12 protein-coding genes are annotated in these 14,900 nt (G+C 69.2%); 4 read left to right on the plus strand and 8 right to left on the minus strand.

Annotation, left to right across the window (positions count from 1 at the left end; all coding sequences use genetic code 11):
* Positions 1–144 precede the first annotated feature (144 nt).
* From EJK15_RS14010 to EJK15_RS14025, 4 genes are all read right to left on the minus strand, one after another.
* Entirely contained in the window at positions 145–1,779 is a 1,635-nt protein-coding gene (locus EJK15_RS14010) for an NADH-ubiquinone oxidoreductase-F iron-sulfur binding region domain-containing protein (protein WP_338089869.1), read from the minus strand.
* Between the two features lie 28 nt (positions 1,780–1,807).
* Positions 1,808–2,662: a hypothetical protein gene (locus EJK15_RS14015; protein ID WP_138710828.1), complete on the minus strand. Its 855-nt coding sequence runs from the start codon at positions 2,660–2,662 to the stop codon at positions 1,808–1,810.
* A 74-nt stretch (positions 2,663–2,736) separates the two neighbouring features.
* Positions 2,737–4,179 carry a DUF1996 domain-containing protein gene (locus EJK15_RS14020; RefSeq protein ID WP_240776960.1) on the minus strand — a complete coding sequence of 481 codons (1,443 nt, stop codon included), beginning with the start codon at positions 4,177–4,179 and terminating at the stop codon, positions 2,737–2,739.
* A complete protein-coding gene (locus EJK15_RS14025) occupies positions 4,176–4,820 on the minus strand; it encodes a DUF4142 domain-containing protein (protein WP_138710829.1) in 645 nt (214 codons plus the stop codon). The genes EJK15_RS14020 and EJK15_RS14025 overlap by 4 nt, the downstream gene beginning before the upstream one ends.
* Positions 4,821–5,000: 180 nt before the next feature.
* Between EJK15_RS14025 and EJK15_RS14030 the strand changes: the two genes are divergently transcribed.
* From EJK15_RS14030 to EJK15_RS14045, 4 genes are all read left to right on the plus strand, one after another.
* Complete coding sequence (locus EJK15_RS14030; protein WP_240776961.1) at positions 5,001–5,483, plus strand: sigma-70 family RNA polymerase sigma factor; 483 nt, start codon at positions 5,001–5,003, stop codon at positions 5,481–5,483.
* Positions 5,483–5,680 carry a zf-HC2 domain-containing protein gene (locus EJK15_RS14035; protein WP_138710831.1) on the plus strand — a complete coding sequence of 66 codons (198 nt, stop codon included), beginning with the start codon at positions 5,483–5,485 and terminating at the stop codon, positions 5,678–5,680. The genes EJK15_RS14030 and EJK15_RS14035 overlap by 1 nt, the downstream gene beginning before the upstream one ends.
* Positions 5,681–5,765: 85 nt before the next feature.
* Entirely contained in the window at positions 5,766–6,569 is an 804-nt protein-coding gene (locus EJK15_RS14040; protein ID WP_138710832.1) for a tryptophan 2,3-dioxygenase, read from the plus strand.
* A 38-nt stretch (positions 6,570–6,607) separates the two neighbouring features.
* Positions 6,608–11,482: an NAD-glutamate dehydrogenase gene (locus tag EJK15_RS14045; protein ID WP_138710833.1), complete on the plus strand. Its 4,875-nt coding sequence runs from the start codon at positions 6,608–6,610 to the stop codon at positions 11,480–11,482.
* Positions 11,483–11,536: 54 nt separating this feature from the next.
* On the opposite strand, the gene EJK15_RS14050 is transcribed toward EJK15_RS14045, so the two are convergent.
* The 4 genes from EJK15_RS14050 to EJK15_RS70525 form a co-directional block, all read right to left on the minus strand.
* On the minus strand, positions 11,537–12,382 hold the full coding sequence (locus EJK15_RS14050) for an ABC transporter permease (protein ID WP_138710834.1): 846 nt from the start codon (positions 12,380–12,382) through the stop codon (positions 11,537–11,539).
* Positions 12,379–13,281 (minus strand): ABC transporter ATP-binding protein, encoded by a 903-nt coding sequence (locus tag EJK15_RS14055; RefSeq protein WP_138710835.1) that lies wholly within the window; start codon positions 13,279–13,281, stop codon positions 12,379–12,381. The genes EJK15_RS14050 and EJK15_RS14055 overlap by 4 nt, the downstream gene beginning before the upstream one ends.
* A 276-nt stretch (positions 13,282–13,557) precedes the next feature.
* Positions 13,558–13,791, minus strand: a complete 234-nt coding sequence (locus EJK15_RS14060; RefSeq protein ID WP_138710836.1) for a hypothetical protein — start codon at positions 13,789–13,791, stop codon at positions 13,558–13,560.
* A 217-nt stretch (positions 13,792–14,008) separates the two neighbouring features.
* A partial coding sequence (locus EJK15_RS70525) for a DUF8094 domain-containing protein (RefSeq protein ID WP_171074287.1) occupies positions 14,009–14,900 on the minus strand: 892 nt, incomplete at its 5' end.

A 14,900-nucleotide genomic window follows, 5' to 3' on the forward strand; every position in this document is an offset into this window, starting at 1 on the left:
GGATCACACCGATGCACGGGCACTTCCCCACGCGGCGAATCCCGGCGGTCCATGGGCGTCTCCCTAGTGGTCTCGATGTGAGCACTGATCGGTGAGACGTCCAGCTGGCCCTGCCGGGTTCATCACAAATCCATCATGCCGGGATCACCCGGCCGTCCCCCCGACTCTCGAGACTCCCTGAGCGGTGCCTACCCGCGACAGCCGCGGCACATTCGTGCCGGCCTTCGTCATACCGTCCTTGACCAGCCGCAGCGGCGATCCGCTCGGCTTCGGGGCGGGCCCGCCATGTCCGTCCCCGCTGGCCGAGGACAGCCGGATGGCCAGCGCCGGGCACATGTCGACCACTCGCCGCGCCTCCTTGAGCATGTACGCGGGGACGGTCCTGAACGACGGGAACCCGTAGTCGTCCAGGTGCACGAACTCGGGCAGCAGGTGCGCGCACAGGCCGTGTCCCACGCAGCGCGACCAGTCCACCTCCAGGCGGTACTCGGCCTCCTTCTCGTGCTCGGGCATCGGCATCACACCCGTCACCGGGCGCCCGCACGAGCCCTGCTCCAGGTGGAGCGCGATCTCGTTCTCGAACGCGTCCAGCGCGGACAGCACGAACTTGGCCGTGCCGTCCGGGTGGGAGCACGCGCCGCGGCGCTCCACCATGCGTACGGCCCGCCGGATCGCGTCCACCGAGCCCCTGCCGTCGACGAGGTCGCACATGAGCCGGCCGATGTCCGGCAGGCCGAGGCGGCACGGGCCGCACTGGCCCGCCGACTCGGACCCCAGATAGGCGGCGACCCTGGCGGCCTCGCCCAGCGAGCACGTGGATGAGCCGACCGGGACGATGATCCCGGCTCCCAGGGTGGCCCCGGCCGCCTTCATGCCCTCGCGCGAGACCACGGCCGTCTGGACCGCCTCCGCCGACAGCCACGCGCCGTGGTAGCCGCCGAAGAGCACGCCGTCGCCGATGTCGGCCTCGCACAGGTCGAGCACGTCGGCCAGCATGACGCCCGTCGGCACCTCCATGACCGCGCCGTTGGCCGCGCCGCCGCTGACCGTGAGCAGGATCGTGCCCGGTTCCTTGGCCGTGCCGATCTCGGCGTACTTCTGCGGGCCGTACTCGGCCAGCAGCGCGAGCTGCGCGTACGTCTCCGTGTTGGACAGCAGGGTCGGCAGCCCGTCCACGCCGCTCTGCGCGGCCCGCCTCTTGCGGCCGGGCGGGATACCCTCTAGGCCGTTCACGGCATTGACGAGCGCGCCGCCTTCCCCGGAGACGAACCGCTCCTTGATGCCGACCACGCGGATCGGTACGCGGCTCTCGGCGCCGCCGGCCACGTTGGCGGCCCGGCGCTCGGCCACGGCGGCGTTGACAGACGCCTCGGAGACCTCGCCCCCGGGCGTGGCGAGCACCACCTCGCGGGCCCCCAGGGCCTCGGCGGCGAGCACGGCGCCGTCGAGGACCAGGTGGGGGTTGCGGGTGAGCATCATGGCGTCCTTGGAGCTGGCCGGCTCGCCCTCGGCACCGTTGATGAGGACGACGCACTCGCCCCCCGCGCGCACCGCGTCAGCAACGGCACGCAGCTTGCGCGCGAACGGGAACGCCGCGCCGCCCCGTCCGCGCATGTCCACTTCGTTGGCGTACGACATGAGCTCGTCCAGCGTGCGCGGCTCCGTGATGCCGTGGAGGGTACGGTGGGCCGGCAGGTCGATGCGCCGGGTGTGGTCGAGTCCGGCGGTCAGCCGGGCCGGTCCCATGCGTAACACCCGTGGAACTCGTGCCGGAATCACGGTCGCTCCTCTGCGGTTGCGTTCAAGTTCATCCCGCCTCCCGGTATCTGCGTCGAGCCTCGGCGAGGCTCACCGGTGCGTTCTGGGCCGCCGCCGCCGCTGCTGCGGCGGCGCCGGCAGCGGCGGCCTTGTTCGCTGCCGCGACCGTCTGCGGACGCTCGACGGGCACGTCCACGGCGACGGGGGCCGTCACCGCGGGCCCTTCGACCCGCTGGGTCACCACAGGTGGCCGGCGCAGCGAGGCCAGCACGCGCACGACCAGCGCTCCGCCGACCGCCGCCATGCTGGCCACGTACGACCAGGCCACCCAACCGGCCGGCGGGCGACCGGCCGTGAGTCCATGCATGATCGCGACGGGCCAGGCCAGGTATGCGGCGGAGTGCATCACCCGCCACATCCATGGCCTGGACTTCACCGCGAAGCGCCCTCTCACCAGTCCCGTGATCACGGCCACAATCATCAGGTCGAAGGCCAGCAGGCCGAGCCCTTTGTACAGGCCCGCGATCGGGATGACCGCCGCGCCCGGCGGGATGTGTCCCAGACCGATCATGAGTGAGATGTGCGTGACCAGGAAGGTCATCCCGATGATGCCGAAGGCCTTGTGCGCGAGCTGCGTCCTGACGCGGTTGAGCGGCGACAGGAAGACCCGTTCAGTGGTGATGATGCCGAGCGCGACCGTCGCGGTCAGCGTCACCAGGGCGAGCACGCCCACGTAGAACTCGAGGAAGCCCACCACCCGGCCGAGCATCGCGATGCCGCGTTCCGTCTTGGTCACGGCGAAACCCGTCAGGATGATAGCCATGATCACGGCGCTGGCCCCCAGCCGGATGCTTCGGGTGTCCAGCTTGGTGGGAGCGTGCTGGGGGTGTCGTTCGTGGAGCATCTCTGTTTCCCTCCAAGATCGAGGTGAGGGTGCGACTCGGAAGGCGGAGTTGCCCTTCAGGGCGCGGGTTCAGGTCAGCAACGGCGGCCCCGGTTGATGCAGTCGACGACGGTACGCATCAACCGATCGGGCATGACGTTGGCGAAGTCGGCGTGGTCGGTGACCGGGTTGTGCTTCTGCTCAGGGAAGGCGTCCACCGCGAACGACTGACCCTGGGGCACCGAGTAGGCGAGGGTCATGCGCAGTTGCGGGATGGCCTGGGTGCCCTGAGGACAGGCACCACTCTGGTCGGGGAAGACCACGTGTGTGCGGTGGTTGGCGCTGTCGGTGTTCTGCCCGTCCCAGCAGCTGGGGAAGTCCAGGATACGAAGGACCTGGCTGCCGCGCGGGCAAAGCGGGTATTTGTCGGGAGTTATACGGTTTTGGAATCCCGTGCAGCTCCACGCGGCGCGCGCGTTGGCCGTGCCGTTCGTCGCGGCCTTGGCGTCACCGGTGATCAGCCTGAGGAACCTCGGCATGGCGACGACCCTGGAGGTCGCGTTGCCACGGAACTGAAGCTGCACGGAGCGGGCGGTCAGCACCTGGCCGACGTTGCCGTCAGGGTCGTTGTTGTTGGCGTCCGAGTTGCGGTCTCGCAGCACCGGCCAGAAGTACGTGGACAGGTCGCCCTGCCGGCAGGTGGTCCCCGCGGCGGCCAGGCTCTCGTCGGTGGAGAATCCGTCCGTCGACAGGTTGCCCACGTAGTCGTGCAGGTGGTGCGCCCCGTTGGCGACGCCGGGGGCGACGATGAAGTTGTCGGGGTTGTTGTGGCGGTTACGGTTCGTCCCGCACTGGGAGACGAAGGTGCCGCGCGAGCCGCTCCTGCCTATCCGGGCGCCAAGCTGGCGCGGCGGGACCTGGCGGATGTCGACGAAGTCCTCAGGGAACGGGCCCAGGTCGGCGCACTGCTCCGGGTCCTCGCTCGACGTGGGCGACGCCGAGGGCGACGCGGACGCGGTCGGGCTCTGGCTGGGGCTCGCGGAGTTGGTCGGCTGAGGGCGGCCGCGCCGCGAGAACGTCGAGGCGCTCTCCTCGGGCTCCGGCTGCTGGTTCTGGCCCTCGGGGTCCTGGGTCTCCTGGTTCTGGCCCTCGGGGTTCTGTGTCTCGGGGTTCTGGGTCTCGGGGTCCTCGGCCGGGTCAAGCAGCGCGGCGCCGCCGCCCTGGGGCGCCTGCTGGTCGGCGTCCTGCTGTTGCTGCTGGTCGCCGGCCGACTGGTCAGGGGCCTGCTGCTGCTGGTCCTGGTTCTGGTCTTGCTGGTTCGGGTCCTGCTGCTGGTTCTGGTCCTGCTGGTCGGGATTCTCCTGCTGATCCTGCTGCTGGTTCCGCTGCTGCTGGGCTGGCGGACTCTGAGTGGCCTCGCCCGGGAGGCAGTGGTCGGCCAGCACCGGGCCGACGCCGATGACGGCTGCGGACACCAGTCCGCCGGCCGTCACGGCCAAAGCCGACATGGCCGCGGCCATGCGTCTGGGTCTCCTCATGCGTTTCTCCTCGTTTCGACCGCCAGAGCGGCGGGTGGAGCGGGTGAGGGTGTGGGGGGTTCGGGCAGCTCGTGGTACATGACGACACCGATGGACTCCAGCAGCGTCATGTGTTTCATGACCACGTTGTTCGACTGGCTGGCGAACTTCCTTATCTCGTCATTGCGGGTGCCCGCCCGCACCCCGGCAATGACGGAGAAGACCTTGCCGTGTGCGGCCCGCAAGAGGTTCGCGTAGTCGCGGTCGAAGGCCGGGCCGGTCTCGGAGGCCAGCTGGGCCAGCCAGCGTTGCTGATCCGGGCTGGGCTCGTCGGGCAGCGCCACGCCGAGCTTGGCCGCGAGCTGGCGGACCAGCACGTCCAGCTTCTTGTGGTCATCCCGGAGCTCTGCCCCGACCGTCTTGACGCGAGCGGACTCCGCACGGGTCTGGGCGTAGTCCCCTGCGGGCATCTCCCAGAGTCCCGCCTGCCGCACCTTGACCAGCAGATCGCGGTCCGCGGGACCGAGCGGGCCTGAGGCCGTGCTCGTGTATGCGGCTGACACCGGGTTGATCGAGGGTGGCATCACCAGCACGATCGTCACGGCGGCGGCTACGACGAAGCCGCCGAGCATGAACAACTCGCCGCGCAAAAGCCTGTGCATGGTGGGAGGTACGCGGGGGCCCCTGGCCTGGTTCACTTATAGCCGGAGATAGTTAGAAATGACTGGAGTTATCGGAGTGGCTACCGAACCCATAACAAAGGTGTAAAGATGTGCCCCGTGCTAGGTCACCTCGACGGCAGGTTCGAGAGTGCGGATGCCGAGGCGGAGCATCGCATTGCGGTGCTTTACCAGGAGTTCGGCGGCCCTCTGCTGCGCCACGTACGTAAATCTACAGGTAACGACCTTCAATGGGCCGAAGACGTAGTGCAGGAGACGCTCGTCAGAGCCTGGCGTAACTCGGCAAGACTGCAATGGGAACCAAGCCTCATATGGGCGTGGCTACTGACGGTAGCCCGCCGGATCGTCATTGACGGACGTCGACGGAAGAGTGCTCGACCTCACGAGGTCGAGCCCCCTGAGGTCGACATGATGGCGGTGCCAGACGGCTCGGAGCGGGCCCTGTCGGCGATCGTCGTCGCCGACGCGCTCCGCAGCCTGTCTGAAGAACACCGCGAAGTAATAGAGCAGACCTACCTTCGAGACCGTACGATAAGTGAGGCGGCGGCGATTCTGGGGATCCCGCCGGGCACGGTGAAGTCCCGGCTCTACTACGGGATCCGGGCTCTCCGCGAACAGCTGCGGGACAAGGGGGTAGCCGGCTGATGCACGACGGGGTGGCCGCCTACGTCCTCGGCGTCCTCGATGAAGAGGAGCACGAGGCGTTCGAACGCCACCTCGATACGTGTGAGCGGTGCCAGGCGGAGCTGATTGAGCTTGCCGAGCTGCCGGAGCAGCTCGACGGGCTCAAGAACACCCCCTCGGCCTCCGACGACGATCCCCCTATGTCGATGTCACGTTGACGTCTACCACCTTTTCGGGTGGTATCGATACGGCGAGGCATGACGTCCGGCGAACCAGGCCGGGCGGTTCAGGGGGAGGTGTTCGGTGGGCATCGACGGTGATGCGCCCAGTCCCCCGGATCGGCAGTTCGGCGAGGAAGGCGGCCGGCTGTCGTACGGCGGCTATCTTCGCCTGCCTGCGCTGCTCGACCAGCAGCGGCCGCAGTCCGAGGCGCCTGACGAGCTGCTGTTCATCACCATTCACCAGGTCTATGAGCTGTGGTTCAAGCTGCTGCTCCACGAGCTGGAGGCGGCCCGCGCCGCCATGTTCGGCGGCGAGCTGTGGCAGGCCAGGCACCTGTTCCAGCGGGTGCACGCGGTCGAGCGGGTGTTGATCGAGCAGGTCGACGTCCTGGAGACGATGACGCCCCAGGACTTCCTGGCGTTCCGCGCGAAGCTGTCGCCCGCCAGCGGTTTCCAGTCGGTGCAGTTCCGCGAGCTGGAGTTCCTGTCGGGGCTGAAGGACGAGCGCTACCTCACCAGCTTCCGGCACGCCGACGAGGCCGAGCTTGCCAGGCTGCGCCGCAGGCTGGCGGAGCCGACGCTGTGGGATGCTTACGTGGCCGCCCTCGCCCAGCGCGGTCTGCCGGTCTCGGACGACGAGATCATGGCTTCGCTGCTGGCCGTGGCCAGAGACCGCCGGTCCCACGACGACCTGTGGCAGCTGGCCGAGGACCTCCTGACGCACGACGAGACCGCCGCCCTGTGGCGGATGCGTCATGTCCAGATGGTCGAACGCCAGATCGGCACCAAGTCGGGCACCGGCGGCTCGACCGGCGCGCCCTATCTGCGCGGTAGAACGCGCCTGCACTACTTCCCGCTGCTGTGGGAACTAAGGGCCTGGCTATGAACGGCCATGGCGAACACTCACAAAGGAGTGAGACCTACATGCCCCTCGATGAGGCCAAGGACGAGCTGCTCCAGCGAGCCGCTGAGAGCTGCGCGGTGAGCAGCGAACACGTGACCACCGAGGAGGCGCTGTCCTTCCTCCGGTTCTACTACCGGTACGTGGCGCCGGAGGACCTGCTCGACCGCGACCCCGTCGACGTCTACGGCCCCGCGATGTCCCAGCGGCAGCTGGCCGAGGTCCGCCCGCAGGGCCGGGCGGTGGTCCGCGCCTATGCCCCCACCTTGGAGGAGCACGGCTGGGACCCCGGGCACTCGGTCGTGGAGGTGGTCACCGACGACATGCCGTTCCTGGTCGACTCGGTGACGATGGAGCTCGACCGGCACGACCTGGGCATCCACCTGGTGGTCCATCCGCAGATGCGGGTGCGCCGCGACATGACGGGCCGGATGCTGGGCCGCGGCCAGGAGGACGTCACCGGCCAGATGCTGGTCGAGTCGTGGATTCACATCGAGATCGACCGGCAGGCCGACCCCGAGGTGCTCAAGGGGCTCGAGGCCGATCTCCAGCGGGTGCTCAGGGACGTGCGCAACGCGGTCGAGGACTTCAGGAAGATGCGGGCGCTGGCCGTGCAGACCGCGGAAGACCTCAGCATGAACCCGCCGCCGCTGGAGCCCGCGGAGGTCGAGGACAGTCTCGACCTGCTGCGCTGGCTCGCCGACGGGCACTTCACCTTCCTCGGCTGTCGGGAGTACCGGCTCGAGGACACCGACGAGGGCGAGACGCTGCGGGCCGTGCCGGGGGCGGCGCTGGGCATCCTGCGCGACGACAGGGTCGGCTCGGAGAGCTTCTCCGCCCTGCCCGCCGAGGTGCGGGCCAAGGCGCGCGAGAAGCAGCTCCTGATCACCACCAAGGCCAACTCGCGGGCCACCGTCCACCGGGCTACCTACCTGGACTACATCGGGGTCAAGCTGTTCTCGCCCGAGGGCGAGGTGATCGGGGAGCGGCGCTTCCTGGGCCTGTTCACACATGTGGCCTACAACGAGTCGATCTCCAGGATCCCGGTGCTCCGGCGGAAACTGGCCGACGTGCTGAACCAAGCCGGCCTGGCGCCCGACAGCCACGACGGCAAGGACCTGATCGAGATCCTCGAGTCGTTCCCGCGCGACGAGCTGTTCCAGACCTCGGTCGATCAGTTGCTCCCGATCGCGCTGGGCGTGCTGCGGCTGCGCGAGCGCAAGCAGGTCAAGCTGTTCCTGCGGCGCGATGACTACGGCCGCTACATCTCCTGCCTGATCTACCTGCCGCGCGACCGCTACACCACCAAGGTGCGGCTGAAAATGCAGGAGGCGCTGCTCAAGGCCCTGGGCGGCAGGTCGCTCGACTACAGCGCGATGATCGGCGAGTCGGTGCTGGCCCGGCTGCACGTGGTGGTGCGGGGCGAGCGGGGCAAGCAACTGCCGCCGCCGAGCGTGGACCTGGAGGAGCTGGAGGCCCGGCTGGCCGGGCTCACCCGCTCCTGGGAGGACGACCTGGCCGCCGCGCTGGGGGAGATGACCTCCGAGGAGGAGGCGCCGACCCTCCTCAGGCGGTACGCGTCCGCGTTCCCCGAAGGGTACAAAGCGGACTTCCCGCCCAAGGTGGCCGTCGTGGACCTGCGCCGCCTGGAGGAGCTCGTCGCCGCGGGCGATGACGACGAGGTCGGGATCAACCTCTACGAGCCGTATGACGCGGCCGAGGGGGAGCGGCGGCTCAAGATCTACAAGGTCGGCTCCCCCATCTCGCTGTCCCACGCGCTGCCCCTGATCCAGCGGCTCGGCGTCGAGGTCGTGGACGAACGGCCCTACGAGGTCGACCGGGACAACGACCCCCACACGAAGAACGCCTGGATCTACGACTTCGGGCTGCGCTACACGCCCTCCGACGAGGTGGACAGGAACGAGTTCAAGCGGCTGTTCCAGGAGGGGCTCACCGCGCTGTGGCAGGGGCGGGTGCAGGCCGACGACTTCAACTCGCTCATCCTGTGGGCCGGGCTGACGTGGGAGGAGGTGGAGATCCTGCGGGCGTACGCCAAGTACCTGCGCCAGGCCGGGAGCACGTTCTCGCAGGAGTACATGGAGCAGGTGCTGACGGGCAACGTGCGACTGGCGCGGCTGCTGGTGAACCTGTTCGAGGCCAAGCTCGATCCGCGGCGGGGTGACGACCTGCGGAGCGATCTCGTGGACGCGCTGACCGAGGAGATCCTGGCCTCGCTGGACGAGGTGGCCTCGCTGGACGAGGACCGGATCCTGCGGGCGTACCTGGAAGTGATCCAGGCCACACTGCGCACCAATTACTTCCAAAAGGTTAACGGACGGCGCAAATCGTACATTTCACTCAAGTTCGATCCGCAGGCCATCAGCGTGCTGCCGCTGCCGCGGCCCAAGTTCGAGATATTCGTGTACTCGCCGCGGGTCGAGGGTGTTCATCTCCGATTCGGGAAGGTGGCGCGGGGCGGGCTGAGATGGTCTGACCGAATGGAGGATTTTCGGACAGAAGTATTGGGTCTGGTAAAGGCGCAGATGGTGAAGAACACCGTCATTGTCCCGACTGGGTCTAAGGGTGGGTTTGTCGTCAAGCGTCCGCCTGTGCACGGCACTCGGGAGGAGTTCCTCGCCGAGGGCGTGGCCTGTTATCGGACATTCATTTCGGGCCTTCTGGACGTGACCGATAATCTCGTGGCCGGAAAGGTCGTGCCGCCGCCCGACGTGGTCAGGCACGACGGCGACGACACCTACCTGGTTGTCGCGGCCGACAAGGGCACCGCCACCTTCTCCGACATCGCCAACGGCGTGGCCAAGGACTACGGGTTCTGGCTCGGCGACGCGTTCGCCTCCGGCGGGTCGATCGGCTACGACCACAAGGCCATGGGCATCACCGCCCGCGGCGCGTGGGAGTCGGTCAAGTACCACTTCCGCACCATGGGCGTGAACACGCAGACCACCGACTTCACGGTGGCCGGGATCGGCGACATGTCGGGCGACGTGTTCGGCAACGGCATGCTGCTGTCCCAGCACACCCTGCTGGTGGCCGCGTTCGACCACCGGCACATCTTCGTGGACCCCACGCCGGACGCCGCCCGCTCCTACAGCGAGCGGCAGCGCCTGTTCGAGCTGCCGCGCAGCTCCTGGGAGGACTACGATCCCAAGCTGATCTCGCCGGGCGGCGGCGTGTTCCCGCGTACCGCCAAGTCCATCCAGATCACGCCGCAGATGCACGAGGCGCTCGGCATTCCCGCAGGGGTCACGTCGCTGGCCCCGAACGACCTGATCAGCGCCATCCTGCGGGCCCCGGTCGACCTGCTGTGGAACGGCGGCATCGGCACGTACGTGAAGGCAAGCGCCGAGTCCCACGCCGACGTGGGCGACAAGGCCAACGACGGGCTGCGGGTCAACGCCGGCGAGCTGCGCTGCAAGGTCGTCGGCGAGGGTGGCAACCTGGGCTTCACCCAGCTGGCCCGCATCGAGTTCGCGCTGAACGGCGGGCTGGTCAACACCGACTTCATCGACAACTCGGCCGGCGTGGACACCTCCGACCACGAGGTCAACATCAAGATCCTGCTCGACCAGGTCGTACGCGACGGCGAGCTGACCAACAAGCAGCGCAACCAGGTCTTCACCTCGATGACCGGTGAGGTCGCCGACCTGGTGCTGCGGGACAACTACGGGCAGAACGTAGTCCTGGCCGCCGCCCGCGCCCAGGCCGTCGAGATGCTCCACATCCACGCCCGCTACCTGCGGCGGCTGGAGCGCGAGGGGCTGGTCAACCGGGAGCTGGAGTTCCTGCCCTCGGACAAGACGCTGGCCGAGCGCCGCCAGGCCAGGCTGGGCCTGACCGCCCCCGAGTTCTCCGTCCTGCTCTCCTACACCAAGCTGGTGGCCGACGCCGAGCTGCTCGGCTCCGACCTGCCCGACGAGTCCTACCTGGAGTCGTGGCTGGTGTCGTACTTCCCGTCGGCGCTGCGGGAGCGGTTCAGGCCGTACATGGACGCGCACCCGCTGCGGCGCGAGATCATCACCACCTGTGTGGTGAACGAGCTGGTCAACTCCATGGGCACCACGTTCATGCACCGCTTCGGCGAGGAGACCGGCGCCTCGACGCCCGACATTGTGCGGGCCTACCTCGTGGCGCGGGAGGTGTTCGACCTGCCGAGCTTCTACCGGGCCGTGGAGTCCCTGGACAACAAGGCGGACACGGCCACCCAGATCGCCATGCTGCTGGAGGCCCGCAAACTCGTCGAGCGCGGGGCGCGCTGGCTGCTGATCAACCGCCGCCCGCCGCTGGACCTGGCCTCGTCCGCCGCCTTCTTCGTGAAGGGCGTCAACGGCCTGGTCGCTCACATCCCGAAGCTGCTCACCGGGCCCGACCTGGCCGCGTACGAGGAGCGCCGTGACTCGTTCCTGGCCAGGGACGTGCCGCTGGACCTGGCCGAGCGGGTGGCCGCCATGGTGCCCGCCTACTCCACGCTCGACCTGGTCGAGGTCGCCTCGGTGACGGGCCGGCCGGTCAACGAAGTGGGCGAGGTCTACTTCGACCTGGCCGACCGCCTCCAGCTGGCCCGCCTCAGGGAGCGCATCATCGCGCTGCCCAGGGACAACCGGTGGAACTCCATGGCCCGCTCGGCCCTGCGCGACGACCTGTACGCCGCGCACGCCTCCCTGACCCGGGACGTGCTGGCCCACAGCACGTCGGGCCTGCCGCCGGAGGAGCGGCTGGCCCGGTGGTCCCAGGCCAACTCGGCGGCCGTCTCCCGGGCCAGGCAGACGCTGTCGGAGATCTGGGAGAGCGACAACTTCGACCTGGCCACCCTCTCAGTGGCCCTGCGCGCCATCCGCACGCTGGTGGCCGCCAGCAACCTCCCGCACACGGAGGCCTGAGGTCCTACGCGGCGCCGCGGCGGCACGTCAGCCGCCGCGGCGACGCCCAGGCCGTCACCCGATCCGCTGGAGGGCCCGCTCGCGGCGTGCGGCCACGCTCGACCCCGACTCCTTGCGTGCCATCCTGCGCAGCACGACCGGCGCCACGAGGAGGCCGAGCACCGCCCAGACACCCAGCACGCCGGCGGTCTCCAGGTGCCGCCAGGACTCGCCGATCTCGACCGCGACCGCCGCGTCCGGCAGCAGGGCCGAGCGCATGCCCAGGCCCATCCAGTAGATCGGGAAGACCTGGGCGATCCACTGGAGCCATTCGGGCAGCGCGGTGATCGGGTAGAAGATGCCGGAGATCCCGATCAAGGCGAGGATGGGCAGCTGGAGCACGCCCTGGGCGCGTGCGCTGGTGAACACCGAGCCCAGGACCGCGCCGATGGGCAGGCTCGCCACCAGGCCAAGCGCCAGCACCCACGCCAGGGTCGGCCAGGAGCCGGGGCCGATCTCCAGGCCCCCGATGATCAGCATGCCGGGCACCAGGAAGATCACCAGGTCGGCGAGCAGGCCGCCGGAGACCGAGATCACCTTGCCGACGAGGTAGCCGGGCATTCCGTGCGGGGTCGCCTTGGCCCGCAGCAGCGTACCGTCCTCGCGGTCGGCGGTGAGCTGCTGGCTCATGCCGACCATGCCCATCGCGGCGTTCATCCCCAGGATGCTCGGCAGGGCCAGGGCGCCCAGCAGGAGCCCGCTGGACCCGAACGACATGTCCCGGATGAAGAACAGGGCTGCCACCATCAGCCCGGGCCACAGGAAGTGCGAGAACAGCTCGGCGCCGTTGGTGAACGACTGCCGCAGCTCGATCAGGCCGCGGGACCAGCCCGCGCGCAGTGCCGTCGCGGTGGGGCTCATCGGGTCGCCTCCGGTGTTGATTCGGCCTGGCGCACCAGGGCCAGGTACGTCTGCTCCAGGGAGGCCCGGTGGACCTCGAGCTCTCGGATGTCGTCGCCGTACCGGGTGAACAGGTCGCGGGCGAACCCGGTCGAGTCGGTGGTCTTGTGCGTGAAGCGCTTCCCCTCGCGTACCCAGCGCACCTCGTCCTCGCCGGCGATCCGCCGCGCCAGCTCCCCGGCCGAGCCGTCGGCGATGATCTGGCCGCCGTTCAGGATGAGGATGCGGTCGGCCAGCTTCTCGGCCTCGTCCAGGTCGTGGGTGGTGAGCAGGACGGTGGTCTCGTGGGTGTCGACCAGGCCGCGTACGAGGTCGTGGAACTCGTGCCTGGCCTGCGGGTCGAACGCCGCCGTCGGCTCGTCGAGGAACAGCAGCTCGGGCCGGCCCACGAGGCCGATCGCCACGTCCAGCCTGCGCCGCTGCCCGCCCGACAACTTCTTGATCTTCTTGTCCGCGTGCCCGGTCAGGCCGACCGCCTCGATCAGCTCGTCGGCGTTCCACGGCCGCTCGATCTGGGCGGTGGCGTAGGCGGTGTAGTAGGTGCCGAGGTGGGCAAGCAGCTCGCGTACGCGCCACTTGCCGTGGTCGCGCCAGGACTGCAGCACGACCCCGAGCCGGGCCCGCCACCGCTCGTCGCCGTGCGCGGGATCGGTGCCGAGAACCTGGACCCGGCCCTCCGAGCGGGCGCGGAAGCCCTCCAGGATCTCGATCGTGGTGGTCTTGCCCGCCCCGTTGGGGCCTAACAGGGCCAGGACCTCGCCATGGCAGGCCTGGAACGTGACATCGTCCAGGACGTCGGCCGAGCCGTAGCGCATGCGCAGCCCGTCGACGTCGAGCACGACCTTCTCGCTCGTCGTCATGAGTCGACCTCTCTTTCGTGGTGGGTTCACGCCCTCGCGGCGGCACGCATGCCGGCGGTGCCCGTCGTGAGGGCATGACACATCGCGCCCCGAACCGGCGGCCGGCCCGCGTCGCTGCGCGGGCGGCGGCCAAGGGGCCGGGGCGTCTGGGACAGGGGATGGGGAAGCGGGCGGGTTACCTGGGCTCGTGGGCCGGCGCCTGCAGGGCGCCGGCTGCCGGTGGAGGTGGCGAACCCCCGTCCGAGCGGCCGAGACCGGCGGAGGCCAGGACCGCGCTCACTGTCGTCTCCTCAGCGTGACGCCGGCGGCGATGAGCCGGTTGGCGTGCTTCTTGTGGACCGCCTGGCGGGTGACGCCGAGGGCCTCGGCGACCTCCGGCCAGCTCCAGCCCGCGCGCATGGCCTGCTCGACCCCGGCGTCCTCCAACTGGTCGGCCAGCCGCCGCAGCGCCGCCACGGCCGCAAGCGCGTCGGCGGGGTCCTGGGTAACGGGAATCTCATCTGCCGGCATACAAGCAACTGTAGTTGACTAATTCGATGATAGTCAACTCTGGTTGCTTAGTGGTCCACGATTCAGCGAAGAAACAGGCCAAGAAGACGCTCGTCACGGCGAGAGACCCGTGAGCCTTCACGACCGGCCATGACAGACGGGAGGGACTACGGCGCGTGCGGGCAACTTGGCCGGCCGTAAAGAAAGATCTATTGAGGGCCGGCCGTAAAGGAGGGATTCATTGCCCGGAAGCGCGAGTGAGAGCCCCGTCATGGGCGATGACGTCGGCGGCGGAGGGAGTGGAGAGGGGCGGCACGGCGGTGGCGTACTGGTGGATCTCCGTGAGCCTGAGCACGAGCGGCACCGTGCCGTTCTCGGTCGCCCACTGGGCCTCTTCTGGCACCGGGATGATGAACGTCCGGTTCGCCACCGTTCTCGTGGAGGTGGTCCGCGAGAGCGAGTACTGGATCAACGCCCCGCCGTTCTCGGTGCGCAGCGCGTAGACGGGCCAGTTGTCGGCGCTGAAGATCGAGTCGTAGCTGTAGCCGTCCTCGCGCGCCAGCGCCCGGTCCTCGGCGATCTGCTCGGCCACCTCGGTCGTGTACGGGCCCTCCGCGATGAGCCCGGCCGTGACCCCGGCGGTCCCCGTCTCGGCCACGCTGGCGTGCACGGGCTGCATGAACTGCGGGCTGATCGTGACGGTCTTGTCGTCGGGCGCCAGCGCGGTCGCGTAGCCGTCGGCGTCCGTCTTGATGTCCGGCACCCGCTGCCCAGGCAGGAGCTGGGCCGCCGAGCTGAGCCGCCAGCGGTCGGACTTGGCGAACGTCAGCAGCGTCGGCCGGCCGTCGCGCGTCGCCAGCGCGCTGAACCACGGCGCCCGCTCGCCCGCCGCGAACTTGGGCACGAACAGCGTCGGCCGCCCCCACCTGTAGCGGGGCGGCGCGTAGTCGGTGGACAGATAGGCGGCCACGGTGAGCGGCGTCTGGCCGCCGGTCGTGAGGTCGGCCGCGAAGGCCAGACGCCCATCGAGGTCGCTCTTCACCCGCAGCGTGTCGTCGGTGACGGTGATCTCGGTGAACACCTTGGCGGCTTCGTCCCGCGTGACGGCCACCGGGGCCGGGGAGGGCGAG

Source organism: Nonomuraea basaltis (genome assembly GCF_005893125.1).
GTDB lineage: Bacteria > Actinomycetota > Actinomycetes > Streptosporangiales > Streptosporangiaceae > Nonomuraea > Nonomuraea basaltis.

What these genes read in the sequence shown, in the direction of transcription:
- EJK15_RS14025 (WP_138710829.1), bottom strand. Translation starts at nt 4,820, where the DNA reads ATGCACAGGCTTTTGCGCGGCGAGTTGTTCATGCTCGGCGGCTTCGTC.
- EJK15_RS14020 (WP_240776960.1), bottom strand. Translation starts at nt 4,179, where the DNA reads ATGAGGAGACCCAGACGCATGGCCGCGGCCATGTCGGCTTTGGCCGTG.
- EJK15_RS14050 (WP_138710834.1), bottom strand. Translation starts at nt 12,382, where the DNA reads ATGAGCCCCACCGCGACGGCACTGCGCGCGGGCTGGTCCCGCGGCCTG.
- EJK15_RS14055 (WP_138710835.1), bottom strand. Translation starts at nt 13,281, where the DNA reads ATGACGACGAGCGAGAAGGTCGTGCTCGACGTCGACGGGCTGCGCATG.
- EJK15_RS14060 (WP_138710836.1), bottom strand. Translation starts at nt 13,791, where the DNA reads ATGCCGGCAGATGAGATTCCCGTTACCCAGGACCCCGCCGACGCGCTT.
- EJK15_RS14035 (WP_138710831.1), top strand. Translation starts at nt 5,483, where the DNA reads ATGCACGACGGGGTGGCCGCCTACGTCCTCGGCGTCCTCGATGAAGAG.
- EJK15_RS14015 (WP_138710828.1), bottom strand. Translation starts at nt 2,662, where the DNA reads ATGCTCCACGAACGACACCCCCAGCACGCTCCCACCAAGCTGGACACC.
- EJK15_RS14045 (WP_138710833.1), top strand. Translation starts at nt 6,608, where the DNA reads ATGCCCCTCGATGAGGCCAAGGACGAGCTGCTCCAGCGAGCCGCTGAG.